This window comes from Microcoleus sp. S1D4, assembly GCF_036700765.1.
Taxonomy (GTDB): Bacteria; Cyanobacteriota; Cyanobacteriia; order Cyanobacteriales; family Microcoleaceae; genus Microcoleus.
The window spans coordinates 159,598-185,145 of the sequence record NZ_JAUBPP010000011.1; the positions used below are offsets into that span (position 1 = coordinate 159,598).

Annotated in this window: 19 protein-coding genes and 1 tRNA gene; 11 read left to right on the forward strand and 9 right to left on the reverse strand. The window is 44.4% G+C overall.

The window, feature by feature from the left end; translation table 11 throughout:
* Positions 1 to 8: 8 nt before the first annotated feature.
* The 4 genes from QT998_RS14035 to QT998_RS14050 all read left to right on the forward strand — a co-directional run bounded on the left by QT998_RS14035 (position 9) and on the right by QT998_RS14050 (position 4,751).
* The gene (locus QT998_RS14035) at positions 9 to 542 is read left to right on the forward strand and encodes a type IV pilin-like G/H family protein (protein ID WP_333114877.1); all 534 of its coding nucleotides are present in this window, start codon (positions 9 to 11) and stop codon (positions 540 to 542) included.
* A 107-nt stretch (positions 543 to 649) separates the two neighbouring features.
* A complete protein-coding gene (locus QT998_RS14040; protein WP_333114876.1) occupies positions 650 to 1,177 on the forward strand; it encodes a type IV pilin-like G/H family protein in 528 nt (175 codons plus the stop codon).
* Positions 1,178 to 1,187: 10 nt separating this feature from the next.
* Positions 1,188 to 3,638, forward strand: coding sequence for an AAA-like domain-containing protein (locus QT998_RS14045; protein ID WP_333114874.1), 2,451 nt, complete (start codon positions 1,188 to 1,190; stop codon positions 3,636 to 3,638).
* A 54-nt stretch (positions 3,639 to 3,692) separates the two neighbouring features.
* Complete coding sequence (locus QT998_RS14050; RefSeq protein ID WP_333090573.1) at positions 3,693 to 4,751, forward strand: potassium channel family protein; 1,059 nt, start codon at positions 3,693 to 3,695, stop codon at positions 4,749 to 4,751.
* A gap of 179 nt (positions 4,752 to 4,930) precedes the next feature.
* Here the strand turns inward: QT998_RS14050 and QT998_RS14055 are convergent.
* Together QT998_RS14055 and pyk are read right to left on the reverse strand one after the other, a co-directional pair.
* Positions 4,931 to 5,002, reverse strand: a tRNA-Thr gene (locus tag QT998_RS14055).
* 196 nt (positions 5,003 to 5,198) lie between these two features.
* A complete protein-coding gene (gene pyk / locus QT998_RS14060; RefSeq protein WP_333090572.1) occupies positions 5,199 to 6,986 on the reverse strand; it encodes a pyruvate kinase in 1,788 nt (595 codons plus the stop codon).
* A 471-nt stretch (positions 6,987 to 7,457) separates the two neighbouring features.
* Between pyk and crtR the strand changes: the two genes are divergently transcribed.
* Positions 7,458 to 8,348, forward strand: coding sequence for a beta-carotene hydroxylase (gene crtR / locus QT998_RS14065; RefSeq protein WP_194010554.1), 891 nt, complete (start codon positions 7,458 to 7,460; stop codon positions 8,346 to 8,348).
* 189 nt (positions 8,349 to 8,537) lie between these two features.
* Here the strand turns inward: crtR and aroH are convergent, their stop codons facing one another.
* Positions 8,538 to 8,945: a chorismate mutase gene (aroH, locus tag QT998_RS14070; protein WP_333090570.1), complete on the reverse strand. Its 408-nt coding sequence runs from the start codon at positions 8,943 to 8,945 to the stop codon at positions 8,538 to 8,540.
* 245 nt (positions 8,946 to 9,190) lie between these two features.
* Positions 9,191 to 10,009 (reverse strand): signal peptide peptidase SppA, encoded by an 819-nt coding sequence (gene sppA / locus QT998_RS14075; protein ID WP_333090569.1) that lies wholly within the window; start codon positions 10,007 to 10,009, stop codon positions 9,191 to 9,193.
* 317 nt (positions 10,010 to 10,326) lie between these two features.
* Between sppA and QT998_RS14080 the strand changes: the two genes are divergently transcribed.
* On the forward strand, positions 10,327 to 11,397 hold the full coding sequence (locus tag QT998_RS14080) for a DMT family transporter (RefSeq protein ID WP_333114870.1): 1,071 nt from the start codon (positions 10,327 to 10,329) through the stop codon (positions 11,395 to 11,397).
* 128 nt (positions 11,398 to 11,525) lie between these two features.
* On the opposite strand, the gene QT998_RS14085 is transcribed toward QT998_RS14080, so the two are convergent.
* From QT998_RS14085 to QT998_RS14095, 3 genes are read right to left on the reverse strand one after another with little or no spacing between them, the layout of a single operon-like run.
* A complete protein-coding gene (locus QT998_RS14085) occupies positions 11,526 to 11,813 on the reverse strand; it encodes a hypothetical protein (protein ID WP_333114868.1) in 288 nt (95 codons plus the stop codon).
* 50 nt (positions 11,814 to 11,863) lie between these two features.
* Positions 11,864 to 12,559: a phage tail protein gene (locus QT998_RS14090; RefSeq protein WP_333114866.1), complete on the reverse strand. Its 696-nt coding sequence runs from the start codon at positions 12,557 to 12,559 to the stop codon at positions 11,864 to 11,866.
* A 1-nt stretch (position 12,560) separates the two neighbouring features.
* Positions 12,561 to 13,772, reverse strand: a complete 1,212-nt coding sequence (locus tag QT998_RS14095) for an AAA family ATPase (protein ID WP_333114864.1) — start codon at positions 13,770 to 13,772, stop codon at positions 12,561 to 12,563.
* Between the two features lie 47 nt (positions 13,773 to 13,819).
* On the opposite strand from QT998_RS14095, the gene QT998_RS14100 reads away from it, so the two are divergent.
* The 3 genes from QT998_RS14100 (at position 13,820) to tcmP (ending at position 19,882) form a co-directional block, all read left to right on the forward strand.
* Positions 13,820 to 14,713, forward strand: a complete 894-nt coding sequence (locus tag QT998_RS14100; protein ID WP_333114862.1) for a M20/M25/M40 family metallo-hydrolase — start codon at positions 13,820 to 13,822, stop codon at positions 14,711 to 14,713.
* Positions 14,714 to 14,782: 69 nt separating this feature from the next.
* Positions 14,783 to 18,484 (forward strand): hydantoinase B/oxoprolinase family protein, encoded by a 3,702-nt coding sequence (locus QT998_RS14105; RefSeq protein ID WP_333115008.1) that lies wholly within the window; start codon positions 14,783 to 14,785, stop codon positions 18,482 to 18,484.
* Positions 18,485 to 18,586: 102 nt separating this feature from the next.
* A complete protein-coding gene (tcmP, locus tag QT998_RS14110; protein WP_333114860.1) occupies positions 18,587 to 19,882 on the forward strand; it encodes a three-Cys-motif partner protein TcmP in 1,296 nt (431 codons plus the stop codon).
* A 63-nt stretch (positions 19,883 to 19,945) separates the two neighbouring features.
* Here the strand turns inward: tcmP and QT998_RS14115 are convergent, their stop codons facing one another.
* Positions 19,946 to 20,674: a DUF5131 family protein gene (locus QT998_RS14115; RefSeq protein ID WP_333090559.1), complete on the reverse strand. Its 729-nt coding sequence runs from the start codon at positions 20,672 to 20,674 to the stop codon at positions 19,946 to 19,948.
* Between the two features lie 222 nt (positions 20,675 to 20,896).
* Here QT998_RS14115 and QT998_RS14120 point away from each other — a divergent pair, with 222 nt between their 5' ends.
* Together QT998_RS14120 and QT998_RS14125 are read left to right on the forward strand one after the other, a co-directional pair.
* Positions 20,897 to 21,544 carry an RNA polymerase sigma factor gene (locus QT998_RS14120; protein WP_333090558.1) on the forward strand — a complete coding sequence of 216 codons (648 nt, stop codon included), beginning with the start codon at positions 20,897 to 20,899 and terminating at the stop codon, positions 21,542 to 21,544.
* Positions 21,545 to 21,663: 119 nt separating this feature from the next.
* Complete coding sequence (locus tag QT998_RS14125) at positions 21,664 to 21,984, forward strand: 2Fe-2S iron-sulfur cluster-binding protein (RefSeq protein WP_333090556.1); 321 nt, start codon at positions 21,664 to 21,666, stop codon at positions 21,982 to 21,984.
* A 149-nt stretch (positions 21,985 to 22,133) separates the two neighbouring features.
* On the opposite strand, the gene treS is transcribed toward QT998_RS14125, so the two are convergent.
* Positions 22,134 to 25,517: a maltose alpha-D-glucosyltransferase gene (treS, locus tag QT998_RS14130; protein WP_333218054.1), complete on the reverse strand. Its 3,384-nt coding sequence runs from the start codon at positions 25,515 to 25,517 to the stop codon at positions 22,134 to 22,136.
* Positions 25,518 to 25,548: the final 31 nt, after the last annotated feature.

The window sequence follows — 25,548 nt, forward strand, 5'->3', positions numbered from 1 at the left end:
ACAAAACTATGAGTCAACAAAGTTCTAAATCAGCTAGCATTTCACCTAATGGTTGCGGATGCTTACTGCTTTTAATGGGCATTGGAGTAATTGGCGCGATCGCTCTGCCATCATTTCTGGGTGATAGCGGGCATGATGAGTATATGACATCGTATATGACATTTCAAGCGCAAGAGTATGTTAGCTCAGTGAACCGAGGTCAGCAAGCCTATTTTGCAGAAAAAAATGCTTTTTCCAGTTCTGTTAAGGCTTTGGGAATGGGCATTCAAACAGAGACAACACATTTCAAGTATTCAATTCGTGCCACTAAGAAAGCAGCATTTAATTATGCAGTAGCAAAGGGAAACAACTCCAAAAGTTATGTCGGTGGTGTTTTTCTGGTGCCTGCTAAAAACTTTGAGCCAAATGCTGCTAAAGAGGAAAGAATTACAACGTCCATATTGTGCCAAGCTGATTCTCCCGGTACAATTAAACCAACGGAACCCACCTATGAAAATGGTAAAATTGCTTGTGGTAAAGGCACAAAACAATGGTCCCAATAATCTAACTATACGCAATATAATGACTGTCGATTACTCATATCAAATCGGCATTCAAGTGAGATTTACCGGACTAAAGTCTTTACTACAAACAGAGAGGATACAAAACTATGAGTCAACAAAGTTCTAAATCAGCTAGCATTGCATCTAATGGTGGTGGATGCTTAGGGATTTTAATCGTGATTGGAGTATTGCTTTCGATAGCTGTGCCATCCTTTCAGGTTAAGCTTAGGAACAACAAGCAATGGGAACCCAGAGATTATATTAGCTTAATCAACAAACGTCAGCAAGCCTATTTTGCCGAAAAAAGTGTTTTTAGCACTTTTGTTAAGGCTTTAAAAATTCGCATTATTAAAACCGAGACAGAAAATTACAAATATTCCCACCATACAACAAAAAAAGCAACATTTAATTATGGAGTCTCAAAGCATAAAAATCTTAAAAGCTGTGTCGGTGGAGTTTTTGTAATTCCTGCTCCCAAAGGTGAGTCAAATGCTTCTAAAAATAAAAAAACGACCACATCTATATTGTGCGGAGCTGATTCTGCTGGTACAATTAAACCACCAGAACCAACTTATCAAAATGGTAAAATTGCTTGTGCTACAGGCACCAGAGAACTGAGACAAAGTTATCAATAGAGGCAATATAATGACAGTCGATTATCAATATCAAATTGGTGGCAGTCTTCCGCAAGATGCACCTACCTATGTAGTGCGACAAGCTGACTCGGAACTTTATCAAGCTCTGAAAGCTGGAGAGTTTTGTTACGTGCTCAATTCCCGGCAAATGGGCAAATCCAGTTTGCTAGTGCGAACTGTACAAAAGCTCTCGGCTGATGGCATTGCTTGTGCTACGATCGACCTTTCGGACATTGGCAACCAGCAAGTCTCTCTGGATAAGTGGTACGGCGGCGTCGCTTACAAGCTTTTGTGCAATTTCAAACTGTTTAACGCAGTCGAGTTTATGACTTGGTGGCGGGAGAGAGAGTTGATGTCGCCGGTGCAACGCTTAGGAGAATTAATCGAAGAGTTATTGCTGGTCAAAATCTCTCAAAATATTGTTATTTTTATTGATGAAATTGATAGCGTTCTCAGTTTCAAAGAATCGCTAGATGACTTTTTTGCCTTGATTAGGTCTTGCTACAATAAACGAGCGCACAAATCAGAATATCAGCGGTTAACATTTGCTTTGCTGGGAGTAGCTACGCCATCTGATTTAATTAGCGATGCAACTCGCACGCCGTTTAATATCGGTCGAGCTATTGAACTTCATGGTTTCAGCTTACAGGAATGTTTGCCTTTAATCAAGGGTTTTGAGGGGAAAGTTGACAATTATCAAGCTGTTTTGCAAGAGATTTTGGAGTGGACGGGCGGTCAACCGTTTCTGACTCAAAAGCTGTGTAAATTGATAGTTCAAGGGCAGAAATTAGGAAAAAAAACTGAAGTCTTCACTACGAACAGATTGTCGATCGCGGAGATTGTGCAAGCTCAGATTATTGATAATTGGGAAGCTGCTGATGAGCCAGTGCATTTGAAAACAATTCGCGATCGCCTTCTCAGAAATCAGCACTGCGCCAGCAGATTATTAGGACTCTATCAAAAAATATTGCCGATCTTAGAACCTTCCGATTGTGGGGGCAGTGCCCCCGTGTGGGCCCTGGCTGGGCGGATCTGCGCCGATGATACCCCCGAACAAACTGAATTGAGATTGAGTGGATTAGTGGTAAAACGAGGTGGTAAATTAATGGTAAATAACCTAATTTACGCATCTATATTCAACCATAACTGGGTAGAAAAAGCCCTTGACAATTTGCGACCTTACGCCGAAGCTCTAACAGCATGGATAATATCAAGTTGTCAAGATAAATCTCGTTTTTTGCGCGGTCAAGCACTGCAAGATGCGCGAGAATGGGCTGCTGGCAAAAGCTTGAGTGCTCACGATTATCAGTTTTTAGCTGCTAGCCAAGAAGCCGAATTTACCGAATTGCACGATCGCGAACAGCAAACTAAATTAGAAATACAATTATTGCGCCGGCAAAATCAGTTATTAGAAGAAGTAACCGCAGAGCAAAACCTGAGAAAAGCTACTCAACTTAAACTCTGGCGTGAAGAACGACTGAAAGTACAAATTTTTACTGTAAGTTCAGGATTGCTGATTTCAATCTTAATTGCTGCTTTTTGGATCAAACCTTCAATTGAGGAAAGAAACCAGAAAATTCTGACTCTCAGTTTGTTTTCCGAAACTCTATTTGCAGCGGGTAAAAAACCAGAGGCTTTAATTGAAAGCATCAAAGCTGTCCAAGAAATGAATTGCTCCCTTGGAGTCAAATCAGATATCCAAGTCCGGGTTTTAACGGCACTGGAACAAGCAGTTTACAGTTTCGATCGACGCATAACTTTCCGCGCTTCAACTGCAAAGCTAGCTTTTGTTACTTTTAGCCCAAACAGTCAACTTTTGGCGACTGCTAGCGAGGATAATACTATTAGAATTTGGCAGAAAAACGGCAGTTTGAAAGCTGTTTTAATAGGTCAGCCTCATCAAATTATCGATGTCACTTTTAGTCGAGATAATCAGAGGTTGGTGGTAGTTAGCGATGATAATACAGTTAAGGTTTGGCAAATTGACGGCAAGTTAATTCAAGTTTTTAAGGAAAAAATACGCCCGATCGCAAAAGCTAATGTAAAACAAAGAAATCAAATAACTGTCTCAGTAGCAGGTGAGAAAGATGTGAAAATATTGAAGCCAAATGGTATACTAATGAGTATGTTTAAACATCCCAGTCAAGTCACAAATGTTAGCTTTAGTCCCGATCGCCAAATACTGGTATCGGCGAGTGCAGACAACATGGTGAGACTGTGGAAAGTTGATGGTACATTGCTCAAAACTTTAAAGGGTCACAAAAGTGCGGTGCAAAGTGCGATTTTTAGTCCTGATGGTAGGGCGATCGCTAGTGCGAGTGCAGATGGTACGGTGATATTGTGGAATTTGAATGGGGAAGATTTGCTGATACACGGTTGTAATTTAACTCGCAATTCTCTTCAGGTTAAGTCTCAGCTTCAAGAAAGCGATCGCCGCTTGTGCGACGGTATTATAAATTAGGACGGGGTTTTTAACCCAATTTTCGAGATAATAGCTAATCAGCAAGCGAGATAGGTGTATTCAACTCTAGAGCAAAAGTATCAGCATCTGGAAAAAGAGTTAACGGGCGGCGCGATCGCCCTTGGTGGTGTTTTATGCACGGGTACTCTCTGGTATTGGCAGGTGGAAAAATGGTCTTTGCTGGATGCAGCTTATATGACTGTATTTACCTTAGCAACTGTCGGCTACGGCGAAATTCACCCCCTCGGTAGCCGCGGGCGAATGTTTACCATGTGCCTGATTTTGATGGGTGTCATGGTGATTGGTTTCATCGTTAACCGCTTTACAGAAGCGCTAATTCAAGGCTATTTTCAAGAAGGAGCAAGAATTAGGCAGCAGCGGCGTTTGGTAGATTCTTTGAGCGGACATTATATTCTATGCGGTTTTGGGCGCACGGGCCGGCAGATTGCCTTGGAATTTGAGGCAGAAAAAATCCCTTTTGTGGTGGTAGATTCGGCGATACAGTCGATCGAGGCTGCCTTGGCGCTGGGGTACAAGGGGGTGCAGGGAGATGCGACTCTGGACGAAATTTTGCTGAATGTGGGGATCGATCGCGCAATTTGTATTGTAGCAGCTTTGCCGTCGGATGCCGAGAATTTATACACTGTGCTGTCGGCAAAAACTCTGAATCCGAAGGTACGGGCGATCGCCCGCGCCACGACAGAAGAAGCCGTAAAGAAGTTGCAGCGGGGCGGAGCCGATGTGGTTGTATCCCCCTACATTACGGGGGGAAAACGCATGGCGGCGGCGGCTTTGCGCCCTCAAGTTCTGGATTTTTTAGACGGGGTTTTGACGGGAACCGACAATTCTTTTTACATGGAAGAATTTCTGGTGAATCCGAATAGTTGTATGTACGTCGGAGAAACTTTGAGAAATGCCAAATTGCGATCGCAATCCGGGGCTTTAGTTTTGGCAATTCGTCGCCCTGACGGCAATTTGATTGTAGGGCCAACTGGAGAAACTACGATCGAAGGAGGAGATATGCTAATTTGTTTGGGCACTGCCGAACAATTGCGCGCCCTGAATCAAATCCTCAGCCCGCTGAGTTCTCGCGTCCCTCGCCCTCCAAAATAAAATCAATTAATCACGACTAAAGTCTGGACTACAAATCTAATTAATAGTTAATATCAATTCCGGTTGTACTCCTGGTGATGTTAACAGTTAACAGTCAACAGTAAATTTACTTTTCCGATGAAGAGAGGATTTGATATAAATTTCATGGCTTCGTTTTCGCAAAAACAGCTCAAACTCAAAGCCGATGGCGGGATTTGAACCCGCGACCGACCGATTACGAATCGGTTACTCTACCACTGAGCTACATCGGCACAGACAGTTTTGAAGAATAGCACAAATTTTAAAAAAAATCAACGAGTTGTAGAATTTAATTCCAAACTCCACAACTGAGAACTTGAGGACGCTGAGCGATAAAAACCCGGTTTCTACCCCAATTTTCGACGCTGGATCGACATTAAAGCAGAAACTGGGTTTTTGACCCCGCAGGCGAACAAAACTCAGAACTTGTCAAACAACCAGTTCCCCGTCAGTTGAGCCTGCTCTTGCGCCGGAATAAACCAAACCCCGCTGCATATCCAGCGTCAGCATAGTGCCGTCCCGAATTATCCGCATCGCATTCTCAACCCCCACCATCACTGGCACGCCCAAACGCAAACCGATAATCGCAGCGTGAGAAGTCAAACTTTCCTCCTCCGTCACAACACCTGCTGCTTTGCGAATCATCTCCACAAAATCGGCGCTGGTGCGCTCCACTACCAAAATGTCTCCAGCGCGGAAATTCGACACATCCGTAGCAGTGCGAGCCACCCTGGCCATCCCGCTTACCGAGCCCAAACCGACACCGGTGCCTCTGCCTAAAACTGCTGTCACTACTTCAACTTTGATCAAATCCGTTGAGCCAGCAACCCCCTGCAGAGTACCGGCGGTCATCACCACTAAATCTCCGTCGGACAATAATTCTTTTTCTTGGGCGACAGTTATCGCAGATTGAAATGTCTGGCCTGTTGAGGGCAAATCTAGCACCAACAGGGGTTTGACTCCCCAGACTAATTGCAGTTGTCGGGCTACGTCTACGTGGGGAGTAACTGCCAAAATTGGAGTTTTCGGTCGGAATTTGGAGACATTGCGGGCTGTAGAGCCGGTTTTGGTCAGTGTCATAATCGCCGCGGCGTTTAGCTGTTCGGAGATTTGGCTGACTGCTTGGCTGATGCCGTTGGGGATCGATCGACCGACATCTTCTACATTTCTAATATTGCGCTTAATTTCTTCCCTTTCGATGCGGATGGCAATTCTCGCCATCGTCGCCACCGCTTCGACAGGAAAATTGCCGACAGCGGTTTCATTGGAGAGCATTACCGCATCAGTTCCGTCGAGAATCGCGTTAGCCACGTCGGAAATCTCGGCGCGGGTAGGACGGGGATTGTTGACCATGCTGTCGAGCATCTGGGTCGCGGTAATCACCGGAATGCCCATGCGGTTGGAAGTCGCAATCAGCCGCTTTTGCAAAATCGGCACGTCTTCGGCGGGAAGTTCTACTCCCAAATCGCCCCGGGCGACCATCACGCCGTTGCAAAGGGCGAGAATTTCTTCCATTTGTTCGATCGCCTCGTGCTTTTCGATCTTAGCAATCACCGGTACTTGCTTGCCCGCACTAGCAATCAGTTCTTTAATTTCCAGCATATCCTGGGGATTCCGCACGAAGCTCAAAGCCACCCAATCGACACCTTGGTCGAGGCCGAACATTAAATCTTTGCGGTCTTTGTCAGTCAGGGCTTTGATTGACAGGTAAACTCCCGGAAAATTTACGCCTTTGTTGTTGGAAAGGGGCCCACCAACGACGACGCGGCAGAACAGTTCTCCCCCGCCGCGGTCTACTTTTTCGACGCGCATTTCTACTTTCCCGTCGTCGAGCAGAATCGTGGCTCCCTCTGGGACTTCCGAAGCTAAGGTTTCGTAGGTGACGGAAGAAATCAGCTCTGTGCCGACAACTGGGCGGCTAGTCAAAATGAAGGAATCGCCGTTTTTGACAACTATAGAGCCTGTTTCAAAGCGCCCTAAACGAATTTTCGGGCCTTGGAGGTCTTGGAGGATTGCCACCGGCTGGTTGAGTTCAAAGGAAGTTTGCCGGATTAAGCGAATGCTGCGCTGGTGGTCTTCTTCTGTTCCGTGGGAAAAGTTGAGTCGCAAAGTTGTAGCACCAGCTTCTATGAGGTTGCGCAGCACTTGTGGGTTGGATGTGGCAGGGCCAATGGTGGCGACAATTTTAGTTCGGCGTAGGGCTTTTGGCAATTGCATCAGCGGTGTTCTGGGGAGGCGGGTGGAAAGACAGTCGGTCGATTTGAGATTCTTCGACTTGGGCCTACAAGTTTTAGATGTGAGATTTAGTCTACAACAGATGAATCTGGGAGCTGAACTCTTAGTCTAAAATTTGGGGCTGCTGGCGAGTTTTGTGGGAAACTTGTATCCGTTTTTGGGCGGGGTCAAGATGCCTATAATACAAAAACTCTACCATTGTGGCGATCGAATTTGCGATCGGGCGAAATTTTAAATATCCCCTCTCGAAAAGTTGGTCAGCTTGCGGGTAAAACAATTTTAATTTGGGATTGGATATTTGGGATTGTCCCGCGCACCTAAGAGTTTGAGTCCAGAGACATCTCTAAACTTAGTGGGCGATACATTAGATTCAGTTTTTTTACCAAACTTTACTATAGGGAGACTTGTATCTTATACTACGCAAGGGTGAAATATTAAGGAGTGTTAACAAAGATGTCGGAGGCAGGACGGCCGCTGACAGTGCCGAAAGAGTTTCTGAGTCCTCCCGGTGACTTGAATCCGACGCTGCTGTTGTTTGTGAGTGCATTAGCGACGATCGCGATTTCCTTTGTGGGTTACTGGTACGGGGAATGGCCGGATTGGTGTTGTTTTTTGCTGAACGTGCTGGCGTTACACATGGCTGGAACGGTGATTCACGATGCGTCTCACAATGCGGCGCACCGCGATCGCACAATTAACGCTATTTTGGGACACGGTAGCGCGCTGATGTTGGGCTTTGCTTTCCCGGTATTTACGCGGGTACATATGCAACATCACGCCCATGTTAATGACCCAGAAAACGATCCAGACCATTATGTTTCTACTGGCGGGCCTTTGTGGTTAATTGCTGCGAGGTTTTTTTACCACGAGATTTTCTTCTTTAAGCGCAAACTGTGGCGGAAATACGAACTTTGGGAATGGTTTTTTAGCCGTTTGTTTGTAATTGGAGTGGTTTGTATCTCCATTCAATACGACCATTTAGGTTACGTGCTGAATTTTTGGTTTTCTCCTGCTTTGGTGGTGGGCTTAGCCTTGGGGTTATTTTTTGATTATTTGCCGCACCGTCCGTTTCACGAGCGCGATCGCTGGAAAAATGCCAGAGTATATCCGAGTCCGATTCTGAATATCTTAATTTTGGGGCAGAATTATCACCTGATCCATCATTTGTGGCCTTCAATTCCTTGGTACAATTACAAGCCGGCTTACGAGGCTGTAAAGCCGCTGTTGGATGAGAAGGGTTCTCCTCAAAGTTTGGGAATATTGGAAGGGAAAAAGGACTTTTGGAGTTTTATATATGACATCTTTTTAGGGATTAGGCTGCATCACAAGAAAGCCACTGATTGATAAAAACCCGGTTTCTTCGAGAAGCCGGTTTTTTTTGCAATTTATTAGTAAATCAAACGGCTATCCCGACATTTTGGCGATCGGTTAATCTAATGTCTGGTAATGGGTAATAGGTTCCGAATCGATCGCCAATTACCAATTACCCCGCAGCCCAATATACATTTTTCCCCAAATATCCGAAAGAGCCGTCTATTTTTCCCCAGCCACCGCCACAGCTAAATTCCAATCGGGGCGCAAATTTTGAGCTCCGCGCAAATAAGGATGATAAATTTCGGTATGTGCCGGCCAATTGATGTGAATTAAAAAGCGGATGCAGCGTTCCAAAGAACCCTTAACGTGCATTTGCTGCACATCCAACAAAGGAACATTGCACCAGCGGGGACGTTCGCGGGCGATCGCGGCCGGAAAGATAGCATCTAAATCGCGGGTGACAGAAAACGTAGCACTAATCATTAATTCCGGATCTAAATTATTTCTTGTTTCTAATTCATCTAAAAGTTCTCTCACCGATTCTCGAATTGCTTCCACCGAATTCTCGCTAGCAGTTGTTGCCCCGCGAATCGCCCGCACTTGCCATTCCACGCAAATATTCTCCATTTTTTTGTCAGTTGGTAGTTGCTAGTTGTCAGTTGTCAGTTGTTAGTTGTTAGTTGGTAGTTGTGAGTTGTGAGTTGTGAGTTGGTAGTTGTGAGTTGGTAGTTGTTAGTTGTTAGTTGTAGTTGTTAGTTGTTAGTTGTTAGTTGTTAGTTGTTAGTTGCAATTACAAATTACCAATTGCCAACTGCCAATTACCAACTGCCAACTGCCAATTAGCAACTGCCAACTGCCAACTGACTATTAAATCACGGGCGATACAGCCACAGCGGTAAACCGCTAGTCGAAAGCTCGAATTCCAGCAAGTTTTTGTAAGCTGAAATCCCCGATGTATCCAGACTACTCCCCAAGACCCGATTTAGGAAAGGTTTGGCTTTTTCTAGCGTACAGCACTCGGTTTTTTCCGGGTCGAGGCCTGCGAGTTCGGCTGTCCAGCGGCGAGCGTCCTCTTCTGTTCCGAGTCGATCGACCACACCCAATTCTAAGGCTTGCTGACCGCTAAAAATGCGACCGTCGGCAAAGGTTTTGACTTTTTCAACTGGGAGTTTCCGGGCTTCTGCGACGGTTTCGACGAATTGCTGGTAGGTGGTGTCGATCAAGTCTTGCAGAATTTGCTGTTCTGGCTCGGTCAATTGTCGATCGAATGCCAAGATATCTTTATACGGCCCCGATTTAATCACCTCAAAAGAAACGCCGACTTTTTCAAGCAGCTTTTCTAGATTGTTGCCGCGGATAATCACGCCGATGCTGCCAGTAATTGTACCGGGATTGGCAACAATATGGTGAGCGCCCATGCCGATATAGACTCCGCCAGAAGCTGAAATATTGCCGAAACTAGCGACTATTTTGATTTTTTCTTGCAAACGCTTGAGCGCGCTGTAAATTTCCTGGGAATCGCCGACTGTCCCCCCAGGGCTGTCTATCCGCAGCAGCAAGGCAGGAAATTTGCGTTCTTCAACGGTTTTGAGCGCTTCTAGAACTCGTTTGCGGGTTTCTCCGGCGATGGCTCCGGTGACTTCGATACGGGCGATTTGTTTGCGGTAGCGGGGCTTGAATGGCCAAATCATGGGCAGTTTACAGGCAATGTAGGAAATTTTGTAGCTAACTTCTAGTGTGACTCATCTGAAGGCACTTGGCAGTTGGCAGTTGGCAGTTGGCTGTTGTCAGAGGGAAGAGGGAAGAAGGCTACTCGATGAGACTGAAGAAACCGGGTTTTTTGCAGAGATTCAGGGTTTGAAGCGAATATCTGGGTGAAAAAACTGGGTTTCTTGCCGATCGGTCGATCGCACTTAACCCACCTTCGATATATAATTGTAAAAATTGCTTAACAAATCTACATTATTTTTCTGAGAGCCACTCTCATCAATTATTTGGAGTCCCCGCCATGCAGCTAAAACTTACCGATTCTAAACTACCCTTTGCCCCGCTGTTGTTAATCGCGCCGTTTTTCCTGTGGGGAACCGCAATGGTAGCGATGAAAGGAGTGATGCCGCACACGACACCTCTATTTGTGGCATTTGTGCGTTTAGTACCTGCGGGCGTGTTGGTGCTGTTGGCGGCGGCGCTGATGGGAAAGGCACAGCCTGCGGGTTGGAAAGCTTGGCTGTGGATTTCGCTGTTTGCTTTAGTTGACGGTACTTTGTTTCAAGGCTTTTTAGCCGAAGGTTTGGCGAGAACCGGTGCGGGTTTGGGCTCGGTGATGATTGATTCTCAACCGCTAGCTGTGGCGATTTTGTGTTTGTGGTTGTTTCAAGAAAAAATTGGTTTTTGGGGCTGGTTGGGATTAGTAATTGGCGTTATCGGCATCAGTTTGATTGGGTTGCCCGATGGCTGGATTTTGGGGCTGTTTTCTCCCGAAGGCGCGCAGGTTTCTGGGGGTATGGAACAGTTCTTTGAGGGTGGGGAATGGTTGATGCTGTTGGCGGCTTTGTCGATGGCTGTGGGTACGGTTTTGGTGCGCTGGGTTTGCCGCTATGTTGACCCGATTGTGGCGACGGGCTGGCACATGATTTTGGGCGGTTTGCCACTGTTGGCGATTTCGGCGACTACTGAGTCAGAGCAGTTTGTGAATATCGATTTTTCGGGCTGGATGGCGCTAGGTTATTCTACCGTGTTCGGAAGTGCGATCGCCTACGGTTTATTCTTTTATTTTGCTTCTAGCGGCAGTTTGACGAGTTTAAGTTCTCTGACGTTTCTTACCCCAATTTTTGCTTTGCTGTTCGGCAATTTGTTCTTGGGCGAGGTGTTGAATTCGCTGCAATCTATGGGGGTAGGGCTGACTTTGGTAAGTATTTATTTGATCAACCAGCGGGATACTTTGGCGGAAAAATTGGGAAAAGTGCGGAATGGTGAAGCTAATTCTGAGGAGAAAGTGCAGTTATTAGAGTCGTCTGAGTTGAAGAAAGTTGAATTTCCCGTGAAATTACGAGCTACAGAGTTGGAGTCAGAAATTTAGAGATTTGGGAAATTTATAGCCGTTTTCAGGTAGGGAAACGGCACTGCCGTGTCCTGTATTTCAGAAAATTGAAAACTGCTATGGGGATAATTCGTTAAGTCTTGAATCATTGGTGTTTATGAGGACTTTCACAAGTTATGTTTCTCCTTCAAAGCTTCCCATCTAGCTTCGTCTGCATCGAAGTCAGGCGGGACAGGCTGAGTATTCTCAAACAAAGCTTGAAATGCTTTCACCTTCGTTTTAAACTTCGTCTGAGATGTCTCAGGTATCGCACTTTTCGACTCGCTAGCCAGTTTAACAGCATCAGCCACCGGCCAAACGATGATTTCCACATCTCCGGGCGGCATATCCAGGGATTCCAAAACTACTAAATTCCCAGCCTCATCTATTTTACCTCTAAGTTTGTATACTTGCATACTAATCTCCTAATTTTTGTCTCTATTATACGACATAAAAATCTGGATAGTTACCAGTCATCCTCTTCAATAATTTGAATATTTCTACTCTCAATCTCTTCTATAAAAATTTTCAGACTAGGATTATCTTGGTAATGCTTCATTAAAACTTTATGCTTGCCATATTGTTTGGCAATCTCTCGATAATATTCAGGATTTTTAGCATTCTTGTCAATTGTAAATTTGTGTTGCTTGGAAAGCTCATAACTTAACGTATTAAGACAGTTTTTGCATTTACCTTTTTTCTGTTTATCTGTATAATACAGTGGGAGCAACCAACACTCAATAGAATGTACAGATATTGCAAAAATTATCTTCTGTTGATTGGTGTTGTAAAAATCCTCACCAATCCCGTCCCTAAATTTCTCAATAACTTTTGCAATTAACTGCTGAGGAGTAAACTCATCACCATTGTCATCTCGACTGGGAATATTATAATTAGAATTTTCTGAATCCACCAAAACATCAGTATCTATTTGAATAATGATATAGTCAAAAAATCGAAATGATTCTTGAAACTTTTTTGAATGACAATAATCAAACACTAGAGTCCAACCGCCGGATTGGGACTTATTCTGATTGTCTTTATTTCTTTTTGGCTGAAGAGGTGTTACCTCTATATTTTGACTATTAAAAAATCCAGCTAAAATCTTCTCAATTACAATTTGGTCAGTAAGTCCCTCTGTAATCAATCCAAAAATAATCATATTAAAAATTCTTAGGAAGTCCGCCGATATAGCCTCTCAAAAATGCCTCTGATAAATCTACAGGTTCTTGTCCATCCAAAGGTTTGGGGTTGAGAATACGTCTAGCTTTAGTATAACCTAATTGGTTCCGGGAAATCACAAGCAGCCGCTGTTGGTCATCATCTAAATCCAAACCATCTAAAACTGCTGGGTTGTGAGTTGTCAAGATGACTTGTTTATCATTCTTTTTTGCTAGTTCGACTAATTCTTCGATTAATCGGCGGCATAATCTGGGGTTGAGAGAAGCGTCAATGTTATCAATTGCAAAAAATTTAGGTGTGATATCGCTTATGAACAAGGTAAAGTAAAAAAGTAAAAACAAAAAACCTTCATTCGAGCTTCTTTGGTCAAAGTAACTTAAATCTGTATCTAAGTACCTATCTGTGATTTGGAGAGAAGTTTGCATCGCTGATAGATTTTGAGGAATTTCAAAATCTTGAAACCAATCTATCAATCGCAGTTTTTTCTTGATTTCATTAAGCTGTTCTTGGTTAGCTGAACTCAAAACTTTTAATAGCTTAAACAAGCCTTCTCCATTAATTCCTAATGGTTGAACTTGTCCTTCTTTTTCAAAGATTCGTAATGCTGAGTTTTCAGGAGAATAAATTATAAACTCATGTATGGAAAATGTTTTCCAATATTGCAGAAATGATTGTGCCTCATCTTGGGTTTTTGCTATATCATCTTTGACTTTTAATAAGGCTTGTAGTGATTGTTCCAAAGACGATTCATTTCGATCTTTCTGGGATTTTTGCCAAAGATTAATAGCATTATCTAGACTGTTGTGAGTACCCTCAATAAAGTTGAGTACAGGAATAACAGAAATGTAAGGGCTATTTTTATTTAACCACTTAGAATAGGGAGAGTTATCATTTTGTAAAACACAACAAAAGCGTTGTTGCTCATTTCCTGTTAAATCAATTTTAACTTCTTTACTAAGATTATCTTTTTCAAAAGCCGATCGCATTAATTGAGGTTCTGTAACTCTGATGCCCCTAGATGCTAGAAACTCATTATCCAGTTTATCATCAGCCGCCGCAGAAGCCAGGGCGATCGCCTCTAGGATATTACTCTTACCGCAGCCATTTTCACCAATCAATACGGTGACTCGTCCTAATTCTAGCTTCAGCTTGTGAATGGACTTATAATTTTTGATTCTGACTTCTCCAATCATAATTCAATCTCATATAATCTGAGTGTACTCATTGTATCTCCGATCGCATGAATCTCAAAGAACGCTTGCACAGCCACCTAATTCAAATTGTACGCGATCGCAACCCATACCTCGCATCCGAAGGGCATTTTTATGCTCAGCAATACATCCGCGAACAATTGGGACAGTGGGGAACTGTAGAAATCGACGATTTTGCGGTGCGCGGGCGAATTCATCACAATTTTATCTTGGATTTACCCCCCCTCAGTCCCCCCCTTGGTAAGGGGGGGAAGCAAGAAGGATCGCCCCTTGCTAAGGGGGGGAAGCAAGAAAATTTGCCGATCGTAATTGGTGCTCATTACGATACTGTGCCGGGGACGGCTGGGGCTGATGATAATGCTACTGGGGTGGCTGTTTTGCTGGAACTCGCTAGGGCGATCGCACTTCAACCGCTACAATATCCAGTACAATTAGTTGCCTTCGATATGGAAGAAGCTGGTTGTTGGGGTAGCAAGCATCATGCCGCTAAATACAAACAACAGCAACAGTCAATTCGGTTGATGATTTCTTTGGAAATGTTGGGTTATTGCAACAACAAACCCAACTCTCAAAGCTACCCGGCGGGACTGAAATATTTTTATCCGAATATTGGTAATTTTATTGCTTTAATCGGGAACTTACGGACTGTTCGCGATATGATGGCCTTGAGCGGAAATATCCGCAAATCGGGTCAAGCTTGCGAGTGGTTGCCGGTGCCGAATCGAGGTTTGATTGTGCCGGATACTCGCCGCAGCGATCATGCTCCTTTTTGGGATAATGGTTATCCGGCGATTATGGTGACGGATACGGCTAATATGCGGAATCCGCATTATCATCAAGCGAGTGATAAGATTGAGACTTTGGATTTGGATTTTCTTGCGGGTGTTTGTCGGGGTTTGGTTGAGGCTATTGGGTATCTATAATTTTATTTTAACGAACCGCGAAGACGCGAAGGGCGCGAAGGAAGAAAGAAGAAGATGGGAGAAGAAGATATGAATGTTTTTTACGATCGCACTTCTTGGCAATTCTGGATCGATCGCGGTGGTACTTTTACCGATATAGTAGCCCAAAAGCCGGATGGTAAGCTCGTAATTCACAAGCTGCTGTCGGAAAATCCCGATCGCTACACCGACGCAGCAGTGCAAGGAATTCGCGATATTTTGGGGATTGGGGCGGGGGAATCGATCCCGGCGGGGGAGATTGCAGCGATTAAAATGGGTACGACGGTGGCGACAAATGCTTTGCTGGAACGTAAGGGCGATCGCACTATTCTACTAATTACTCAAGGTTTCGGCGATGCGCTGAGAATTGGCTATCAAAACCGCCCGAATATTTTTGCCCGCCACATTATTTTACCAGAAATGTTGTACGATCGCGCGATCGAAGTTGCCGAACGCTACAGCGCCAGAGGTGACGAGTTAATGGCTGTGAATTTGGATTTTATCCCATCTTTGCAGCAAGCCTACGATGAGGGAATTCGCAGTTGTGCGATCGTATTCATGCACGGCTACCGCTACTCGGAACACGAAAAAAAAGTTGCTCAAATAGCGAAAGAAATTGGCTTTACTCAAATTTCCGTATCTCACGAAGTCAGCCCTTTAATGAAGTTAGTTTCGCGGGGAGATACTGCGGTTGTCGATGCTTATTTATCTCCGATTTTGCGGCGTTATGTCGAACAAGTAACGAGTCTATTATCTGTAGGGGCGGTGGATGGTGCCGGCCCGCCCTCCTCCTCCTCGCCCTCCCAGCCCCCTAAATTAATGTTCATGCAATCCAACGGCGGCTTAGTAGATGCCGCCAAATTCCAAGGAAAAAACAGTATTTTATCCGGGCCTGCTGGGGGAATTGTCGGTGCTGTTCAAACGAGCAAAAAGGCAGGTTTTGATAAAATTATTACCTTTGATATGGGCGGAACTTCGACAGATGTTGCCCATTTTAACGGCGAATACGAACGCGAATTTGAGACGGAAATTGCTGGGGTGAGATTGCGATCGCCCGTGATGGCAATTCATACTGTAGCAGCCGGTGGCGGTTCAATTGTCTTTTTTGACGGGGCTCGCTACCGTGTCGGGCCGGAGTCTGCGGGGGCTAATCCCGGCCCTGCTTGCTATCGCAAAGGTGGCCCTTTGACGGTGACTGATTGTAATGTGATGTTGGGGAAAATTCAACCGGATTTTTTCCCGAAAGTGTTTGGATTGAATGGAGATTTGCCGATCGCCCCTGACGTAGTAAACCAAAAATTTGGGCAACTAGCGGGGGAAATTGGGGGCGAGAGGACGGCAGAAGAGGTGGCGGAGGGTTTTTTGGCGATCGCCGTGGAAAAGATGGCTAATGCGGTGAAAAAAATCTCGCTTCAGCGCGGTTATGATGTTTCGGAGTATACATTGTGCTGTTTCGGCGGCGCGGGCGGCCAACACGCTTGTGCGATCGCCGATGCTTTGGGGATGAAACGGGTATTTATTCACCCTTATGCAGGTGTGTTGTCGGCTTACGGTATGGGTTTGGCTGATGTGCGGGCCATTCGCGAAAGGGCGATCGAGCAACAATTAAATGCAGAATTATTACCTGAGTTGCATCATATTTTAACCCTACTGGAGGCTGAGGGAAAGAGGGAATTGAACCGCAGAGGCGCAGAGAACACAGAGAATGAGTCAGAGGTTTTAGTTGTTAGCAAGCTGCGCTTAAAATATCAGGGAAGTGACTCGGTTTTGGCGGTCAATTTTGCTGACAATATTGAGCCGATGCAGTCTGAATTTGAAGCAGCTCACCGACAGCGTTACAGTTTTATTATGCCAGAAAAACCGCTGATTGTGGAAGCGGTTTCGGTGGAAGTTGTAGAAAGAATGGATGTGCCGGAAGCCTCCACAATTTCCCCTTCTGGTGGGACGGGAATCTTGCCTGTGCAACCAATTTCAACCGTGCAAACCTATGTTGCTGGCGGGTGGCGGGAAACGCCTGTTTATCAGAGAGACGATTTGCGATCGGGCGACTGCATAGAAGGCCCTGCTATGATTGTTGAAGCTACGGGAACTAATATCATAGAACCGGGCTGGGAAGGGGAAATCACCGAAAATAATGATTTAATTTTGAACCGCAGATGCACGCAGATGGACGCAGATAATATCGGCGTTAATTCGCGTTTATCTGCGGTTAAATCCGACCCAGTTTTGCTGGAAATTTTTAATAATTTGTTTCGGGCGATCGCCGAACAAATGGGCGTCACATTGCAAAACACAAGTTCCTCAGTTAACATCAAAGAACGTCTCGACTTTTCCTGTGCAATTTTCGACAAAAACGGGCAATTAGTTGCCAACGCGCCGCACATTCCCGTGCATTTAGGTTCGATGAGCGAAAGTGTAGAAGCTTTAATTTTAGCACAAGGCAATGCGATTCAACCGGGCGATGTTTATGTTTCTAACAATCCCTACAACGGCGGCACACATTTACCAGATATCACCGTTATTACTCCAGTATTTGCTGATGATTCCTCCGTTCCTTTGTTTTATGTAGCCTCGCGGGGACACCACGCCGACATCGGCGGCATCACTCCCGGTTCCATGCCTCCCAACAGTACCATAGTAACTGAAGAAGGCGTATTACTGGACAATTTTCAGCTAGTAAGCGAGGGCAAATTTCGCGAACCAGAATTACTGGACATTCTCACAACTGGAGATTTTCCTGTTCGCAATGTCGCACAAAATATCGCGGATTTGCAAGCGCAAGTTGCTGCAAACAATCGCGGTGTAGCAGAACTGATCGAGATGGTAGAATGTTACGGCTTAGAAATGGTACAAGCTTATATGGGCTTTGTGCAAAATAATGCTGAAGAATCGGTGCGGCGCGTAATAGATGTTTTGCAAGATGGCGAGTTTACTTATCCGATGGATAGTGGCGGACAGATTAAGGTAGCTATTACAATTAACAAGTCGGCGCGCAGTGCAAAAATAGATTTTACTGGCACATCTTCTCAGCAATTTAACAATTTTAATGCTCCGGCTGCGGTGTGTAAAGCGGCTGTGTTGTACGTTTTTCGCACCTTGGTAGATGACGATATTCCTCTAAATGCGGGCTGTTTGAAACCTCTGGAAATCATCAATCCGGCAGGCTGTATGCTGAATCCGCGCTATCCGGCGGCGGTGGTGGCGGGAAATGTGGAAACGTCGCAGAATATTACGGATGCTTTGTATTGTGCGCTGGGGGCGATCGCATCTTCCCAGGGCACTATGAATAATTTCACCTTTGGAAATAACCGCTATCAATATTATGAAACAATTTGTGGCGGTTCGGGTGCTGGTGCAAATTTTGACGGTACTGATGCGGTGCAAACTCACATGACTAATTCGCGTTTAACCGATCCAGAAGTATTAGAATGGCGGTTTCCGGTGTTGTTAGAAAGTTTTGCCATCCGGGCTAATAGCGGCGGGAATGGATGTCATCGCGGGGGTAATGGAGTGGTGCGGCGAGTGCGGTTTTTGGAGGATATGACGGCGGGAATTTTATCGGGGCGGCGGGTGATTTCTCCCTGCGGTTTGCATGGGGGTGAGGCGGGGAAAGTTGGGCGGAATTATGTTGAGAGATTTGATGGAAATGTTGAGGAATTGGGAAGTACGGCGAGTGTGGAAATGCGATCGGGGGATGTGTTTGTCATTGAGACTCCGGGTGGTGGAGGTTATGGTGGTTGCAGGGAAAATTAAAATAGGATTACATTTTTTAATGTAAACAGATTTCTTTTTTATGCTACGCTCTATTTAGAAAATAAATTACAAATACAATTTATAATAGCACTGGTGTAAAAAATGGAAGGCGATCAACTATCTCTACCTCTATTTCCACAAAATTCAAATGAGTCAGAAAATTACTTTACTCGAAAACGGTTATGGTCAGCATCTAAGCATCGGATAATGCTAAGGTATATTCAGTGTTTTTGTTACAATCTTGGTGGTCAAAAAGCTTATCAATCAGAGCATCTAAATTATGTCGATGGGTTCGCAGGAGTAGGAAAATATACAGAAGGAATAGGAATTGAAGACTTTGTAAATAATTCAAATTTTTGGTCGAAATATAAACATGAATTTGAAAATACTGATGGTTCACCATTAATAGCTCTCAAATGTGCGAAACTCTTCAGGCAAGAAAATCGTGTAAACTTAAGATGTTTATTTATAGAATCTAATCGTAATTTCAATAGAAAGCTTCATGAGCATTGTGAACGTTTAGCAGAAAAATTGTCATATAAAATCTATAATCCACAAACATTTGAAGTTGCTTTGCCTGAGCTAATGAAAGACTTGCAAAACTATCCTACATTATTTTTTCTTGATACCTTTGCTGTTAAAGGAATGAGTTTCGATAATATATGCGAAATAGGAAACTATGTCAGCCAGTATAAGGGCGAACTGTTTTTACTTTTTCACAATATACACGTAGCTCGTAATGCTGGGCAGTACAAAACTACCTATGCTAATTCTAAAGAACAACAAACTGCCGAGACTTATATAAAAAATTTGACAAAACTTCTAGGTGTTAATTCTGATATAGATTGGAAACCAAAGTGGCTGGAACTAAAAAGTGAGCCTCAAAAATTTGAAAGGTGGGCGCTGGAATACTTCAAAGAAAGAATGAGAAAAGAAGGCGGTTTTAGAGGTGTAACTAGCTTTGAAATTAAGGAGACTTATAATGATGTCAGACCTCAATACAGTATTGTAGTTGGCAGCAATCATCCAGAAAAAGCATTTGGTTCTTTTCTGAACGATTTTGTTTGTGACGAAGATAAACTCTTATTTTTTCAAGATAATTATCAAGGAATTGAAAAATTTCTTGATAAAGAATGGGAAGCAGAACAGAAAAGACGCATCGCTATAATTAAAACACAATCTATCCAAATTTTGCGTGAATTCAAATCAGAATGGAAATCTTTTGAAGATGTAATTACTCATATTATTTTAAAATTGAATGATTTGGGTTGTTTAAAAAGAACTCAGTATTACAACGATATTCTAGGTTCACTGTATCAAGAAGGGATGTTAGAGATACAAAAACCTGGTTCCAAAAAGCCTTACACACTAAATAGTTTGTTAAAGATAGTAGAATAATATGATTATTAAATTTTAGTTGTAATAATTGCTCCTCTGTTACTAGCATTTATTCATCTTCGATCATCTAAGCAATTTTTGTCTCTGTTTATTCTCAGCTTTTGGCATCTCATCCCAAATTTTATCATCGAGAAGTCTCCCAGCAGCTTTAGGTGTTCTACCTCCCCATTGCTTGAAGAAAAACGCGACTCCAGCCTCCTGACACTGATCCCTAATACTTTGCGCCCATTCTACCTGCATCGGACGGTGTTTTTGCCCCGACTCTCCACCAACTATTACCCAATGAATTCCGGTTAAATCAAGCTGTAACGACCCTAAAAGTGGTTCGCACGATAGGAATCTGACTTTTGCAGGTACTTGTCGCAAACAGTCAATCCTGTTAACGTAGTTTTGATTTTCAACAGACACGCCCATCCAAATATTATCAGACCATTCAAGTTGAGGGGCTAACTCTACTAAACGTTTATCTCGCTTGGTAAGGATTTGATAAATGTGATGAGGAGTTTCACGCATTACATCAAAGACTTGTTTCAAAAAATCAAGAGAAATATCTTCATGGAACAAATCGCTCATTGAATTAACAAAGATGCGACTAGGCTTTCGCCAACCCCTAGGTTCGTTCAAACGCTTGGGATGTTCTTGAAAAGTAAACCCATTAGGAAAATTAGTATGGAAACGCTTTGTTAATGCTTCTGCATAACAATGAGTGCAGCCGGGACTGACTTTATCGCAGCCAGTTGTGGGATTCCATGTGCGATCGCACCATTCGATACCAGTATTAATGCTAGACATACAAGAATCTTACCCTTGAAACAATAAATTATCTTTTGATGTGCGCTGGATACATATAGTTTATATGTATCAATTTAGATTGATGCAGCATCGCCTACAACTCTATTATATAATTAAATTGACGTAAATATCAACAAGTTTTAAGCAGTTGCATGAACTGTAGATCCTAGTGTAGAATCATGCTGCACCAGCATTTATTCCCACAACCTTTCCAGAACAATTGTGCAAACACCTGTTTTTTCCGAACTAAACCATCCTGTGGTTAAATCCCTGTTCCACCACAGCGATCGCGAATTATTGACTTTGTTTCAAAACCATCCCGATCAAGGTCGCTTCTTCACGGCAATTTTTTGCCGCTACGCTCAAATTGTCCACTCCCTGATCCGCCATTCCGTGCGATCGCCCGTACAAGGCGATTACCTGTTCGCACACACTTGGCTGCACATCTATCACGAGCTCCGAGGCCTCGATTTGCGCCACGAAATCCCAGAGTCTGATGGCGAAAATCTCAGCCTCCAAAACTGGCTGATTAATGTCACCGCTATCTGCATCAATCAAGCCGAATTGCCACCTGTAGAGTCGATTCACTACTCCTTGCAATCCGCTCCACCTCCCCTCTGGTGTTACGTCAAACAAGCCTTAGAATTGTTGGCTCCGCTGCCGCGTTTAGTCGTGTTGATGGCTCAGACTTTCCGCTGGAGCGAAACACGAATCGCAGCTTATTTGCAAGCAGAAGGTGAAGCAATTTCGCCCGCTCAAGTCAAGGCTTTGCTCCAAAAAGGATATCAAACTTTAGAATCAAATCTGCCGGAGGATATTCGCGCTATTTATCTAGATGAACCTCTAGAATATCAACAAGCACTTGTCTAGCAGCCGATAATTCCGCTAATATCAATTATTCTTCAGTATCGCGTTGCGCGGACTTCGTTTGATAAGAAGCGGTTTCAACCGCCTCCTTCTTAAACTCGGAAATAATATCAGAGGTGGAAATGGCAATTTATCAAGTTCGGCTGGTGAATGAAGCTCTCGCCCTCGATCGCACGATCGCCGTACCAGACGACCAGTATATCTTAGATATAGCAGAAGATGCCGGCATCCGCTTGCCCAATGGATGCAAGCAAGGAGAGTGTTCTGCTTGCGTTGCTAAACTGCTCAGTGGTGAAATCGACCAAAGCGAACAAAAGTTTTTGAAGCCGTCAGAATCGCAAGCTGGCTACGCTGTTACCTGTGTAGCTTACCCACTTTCTGATTGTACTTTGTTAACGCATCAAGAACAAGTTTTGTATCAAGCAGCTCTTTATTTTAAGTAATGCAAAGTTCTTGATTCTTGAGTCTCGCGTTGCGCGGACTTTGTTTGTATAGTCACGAATTCTATTCGCCGATAAAATCGTTATCAAAGCAGATTTAGTTAATAAAAGGTGCGCGCAGCGCGCACCTTTTATTAATACTTAAAAATCAGCTAGGACTGACGCTCGACCTGAAGCAATTGCAGAACTCGCTGGAGCGGAATTTCTGCCAAATCCAAGCGGTACTGGAGTTCGTCTGACAACTCAGAAACCGCTTTTTCTAAAATGTAAGCATTCAGCAAAACTTCCAATTCCGGTACAGATTTTGGCAAGAAACTTGCATCCGCTGCTGTTGACAAATAGCTCTTGAGAAAAGTCAGGCTAACCCAGCGGTGCCAAACATTCGCCCACTGCTGCATTTCAGGTAAGTTTTCAGGGCGGATCATCCCACTTTCTACTTCGTTCCCCAGCGCCATAGTAACGGCGTAATTGAAAGATTGCAGCATTCCGGCAACATCTCGCAAAGGCGACCTCTTCATCCGCCGCTCGCTTAACGGTCGATTCCGTTCTCCTTCAAAATCAATAATTACGAAGTCTTTCCCTGTATACAGAACTTGTCCGAAATGAAAGTCTCCGTGACAGCGAATTCTGTCGGCGGTGATTCTCAAGTTCAAAATAGACTTGAAACGTTCCATCAGCAAGTCTTCGCGGTTGAGAAGAGTTTGTCCCAACTTTTGCGTTTCTGGCGGCAGTTTAGACAGCCGCTTTTTCAGCAACAGCAAAGTTCTTCCTGCCAGATTTCTCATGTATTGATAGATGGAACGCTGGTAAAATGAGGTGAAATTTTCTGGAGCAAAAGCGGGATCTTCTGTGTCCGAAGCTAAAGCCAGGTGGAGTTCGGCTGTCCGCTGACCTAAAAGTTCTGCTGATGCGAAGTAAGAGCCGATTAGTTCGCGAGCTAATGCGGGTACTTCTAGGGATAAATCGGCTAGTAGCGAGCTTGACTGTCGCATTTGTGCGGTCAAAGCGCTGGGTAAATAATCTTCGGGGGAAGTAGATAAAATATCGCCTGCATACTTTGCTTCTACTGCCATTACTTGCTCGAAATAGTCGCGCAGCGAGTCTAATGTATAAGACAAAGCATCCCTGCTGTCGGGGATTAGTTTTTGCAGTATTCCGACTGTAACTGGTTTTTGACCGGCTGTGCGATATTTCAATTCTCCGGCAATGGGAGCGTAGTTTTCGAGCGACTGGCTATTGGTTAAAAAGCGTCCGATTTCTAATTCTGGGTTGATTCCTTCCTCGAATTTTCGCAAGATTTTCAGGACTAACCGATCGCCGTAACCGGCCGATGTATTGCTTTGTTCTTTTTTGAACAGGTACGGTTCTAGTTGCGATAAATCTTGTTCTGAGTTCAAGAAATTGTCGGCAATCCCTACGAGTTCGCCCGCTGTACCTTGGTAACTGGCATTGGTGGCGATCGCCCCCAGCAGCTCGCTCAGAAAACCTTTGTCCCCCGCAGCATCAAATAGCACTCCGACTTCCTTGGTTTCTGAGAATTGCAGGCGCGCGATCGTCGGTCGATCGTCCGGCTCGTTTTTGAGTTCTTCCCAACCTAAAGGCAAAACGTAAGTTTCCGCCATACCTTCGGTATAATTCAAATGCAAAAACAGAATGTAAACCGTAGATTGCTCCCCGGCACTATTTTTATATCCAACAGGTACAATTTCCTTAATTTCTAATGATTGAATTATCCTGTCTGCACCGCTAAACCAGCGATTGGATTGCAAGTAATTCGGCAAAAGAGAGATCAACATATTGTTGAGCTGACTTTTAGGAGAAAAAGCAGTTTCCCAAGTACCGACGATCGCCAAACTCGGCAAATCTGTATTCAAACCGTTCACCGAAAAATCCTCTTGCTTGACAGTAAGAGTAAACCAGTAAAACGTGTGAGGGCTCAAGCTCAAAAAATAAGGCGATTCGCCAACTGGCGGAAACTCAGTCCGGCCGAAAATCTCCACCGGAACAGCACCTTTAAACGGCGAAAGGTCTAATTCTGCCGTCTGGACGAAGCGGGATAAATTAGTCACTACGAGGATGTGTTCGTCTTGATAGGTGCGAACAAAAGCTAAAACTTTGCGGTTTTCTGGATACAGAAACTCGCAAGTTCCGCGACCGAATGCTTGGAAGCGCTGGCGCACAGCAATCAAGCGTTTCATCCACCACCACAGAGAACTCGGATTCGCCCGCTGCGCTTCCACATTAACAGATTCGTAGTGATATTCAGGGTCAACAATTGGCGGCGCGTACAGTCGCTGCGGGTTGGCGCGGCTGAAACCGGCATTGCGATCGCTACTCCACTGCATCGGAGTTCTCACCCCGTTGCGATCGCCCAAATAGATATTGTCACCCATGCCAATTTCATCGCCGTAATAAAGCACCGGCGTACCAGGAAGAGACAGCAGCAAAGCATTCATCAACTCAATCTGGCGGCGGTTGTTTCCCATCAGCGGAGCCAAGCGGCGGCGGATACCCAAATTAATTCTCGCCTGAGTGTCTTGAGCGTAAACCCGATACATATAATCTCGGTCTTCATCGCTCACCATTTCCAGCGTCAATTCATCGTGATTCCGCAAAAACAATGCCCACTGACAGTTATTAGGAATCTGCGGAGTTTGCTGGAGAATGTCGCTAATTGGAAAGCTATCTTCCATGTGCAAAGCCATAAATAGACGCGGCATCAACGGAAAATGAAAGTTCATGTGACATTCATCCCCAGCCGAATAATATTCAACCGCATCTTCCGGCCACTGATTCGCCTCCGCTAGCAGCATCCGGTTCGGGAATTTTTCATCTACGTGCTGGCGCAACTGTTTGAGGAAAGCGTGAGTTTCTGGCAAGTTTTCGCAGTTAGTACCCTCGCGCTCGTACAGGTAAGGTACAGCATCCATTCGCAATCCGTCTACGCCCAATGCCAACCAGAAATCTACCACATCTAAGATGGCTTGGCGAACTGCCGGATTGTCGTAATTCAAATCGGGTTGGTGGGAATAAAAACGGTGCCAGTAATAAGCTTTTGCTACCGCATCCCAAGCCCAATTAGATGTTTCAAAATCTTGAAAAATAATCCGAGCATCTTGATATTTTTCCAGCGTGTCGCTCCACACATAAAAATCTCTTTCGTTACTGCCTTTCGGAGCGCGCCTCGCTCGCTGAAACCACTCGTGCTGGTCGGAAGTGTGGTTAACAATCAACTCAATAATGACTCGAATTCCCCGCTGGTGCGCTGCTTCTAAAAGGTTTTTAAAGTCATCTAAGGTGCCGTAAATCGGGTTGACGGTGGTATAGTGAGATGTATCGTAGCCGTCGTCTCGGAGCGGTGAGGGAAAAAATGGCAGTACCCAAATGGCGGTTACTCCCAAGTTTTGCAGGTAATCTAGTTTTTTTGTCAGTCCTTGAAAGTCGCCGATGCCGTCTGCATTGCTGTCGGCAAAAGCGCGAATTGGTACTTCGTAAATGATAGCATCTTTGAACCACAAGGGATCGTCATTTAACATTGAGATTGCCATAATTTGTTTGGGTAATTGG

Coding starts and splice junctions, on each gene's coding strand:
- QT998_RS14035 (WP_333114877.1), top strand. CDS start 9: ATGAGTCAACAAAGTTCTAAATCAGCTAGCATTTCACCTAATGGTTGC.
- QT998_RS14040 (WP_333114876.1), top strand. CDS start 650: ATGAGTCAACAAAGTTCTAAATCAGCTAGCATTGCATCTAATGGTGGT.
- QT998_RS14045 (WP_333114874.1), top strand. CDS start 1,188: ATGACAGTCGATTATCAATATCAAATTGGTGGCAGTCTTCCGCAAGAT.
- pyk (WP_333090572.1), bottom strand. CDS start 6,986: ATGCAATTGCCAAAAGCCCTACGCCGAACTAAAATTGTCGCCACCATT.
- crtR (WP_194010554.1), top strand. CDS start 7,458: ATGTCGGAGGCAGGACGGCCGCTGACAGTGCCGAAAGAGTTTCTGAGT.
- aroH (WP_333090570.1), bottom strand. CDS start 8,945: ATGGAGAATATTTGCGTGGAATGGCAAGTGCGGGCGATTCGCGGGGCA.
- sppA (WP_333090569.1), bottom strand. CDS start 10,009: ATGATTTGGCCATTCAAGCCCCGCTACCGCAAACAAATCGCCCGTATC.
- QT998_RS14080 (WP_333114870.1), top strand. CDS start 10,327: ATGCAGCTAAAACTTACCGATTCTAAACTACCCTTTGCCCCGCTGTTG.
- QT998_RS14085 (WP_333114868.1), bottom strand. CDS start 11,813: ATGCAAGTATACAAACTTAGAGGTAAAATAGATGAGGCTGGGAATTTA.
- QT998_RS14090 (WP_333114866.1), bottom strand. CDS start 12,559: ATGATTATTTTTGGATTGATTACAGAGGGACTTACTGACCAAATTGTA.
- QT998_RS14095 (WP_333114864.1), bottom strand. CDS start 13,772: ATGATTGGAGAAGTCAGAATCAAAAATTATAAGTCCATTCACAAGCTG.
- QT998_RS14100 (WP_333114862.1), top strand. CDS start 13,820: ATGAATCTCAAAGAACGCTTGCACAGCCACCTAATTCAAATTGTACGC.
- QT998_RS14105 (WP_333115008.1), top strand. CDS start 14,783: ATGAATGTTTTTTACGATCGCACTTCTTGGCAATTCTGGATCGATCGC.
- tcmP (WP_333114860.1), top strand. CDS start 18,587: ATGGAAGGCGATCAACTATCTCTACCTCTATTTCCACAAAATTCAAAT.
- QT998_RS14115 (WP_333090559.1), bottom strand. CDS start 20,674: ATGTCTAGCATTAATACTGGTATCGAATGGTGCGATCGCACATGGAAT.
- QT998_RS14125 (WP_333090556.1), top strand. CDS start 21,664: ATGGCAATTTATCAAGTTCGGCTGGTGAATGAAGCTCTCGCCCTCGAT.
- treS (WP_333218054.1), bottom strand. CDS start 25,517: ATGTTAAATGACGATCCCTTGTGGTTCAAAGATGCTATCATTTACGAA.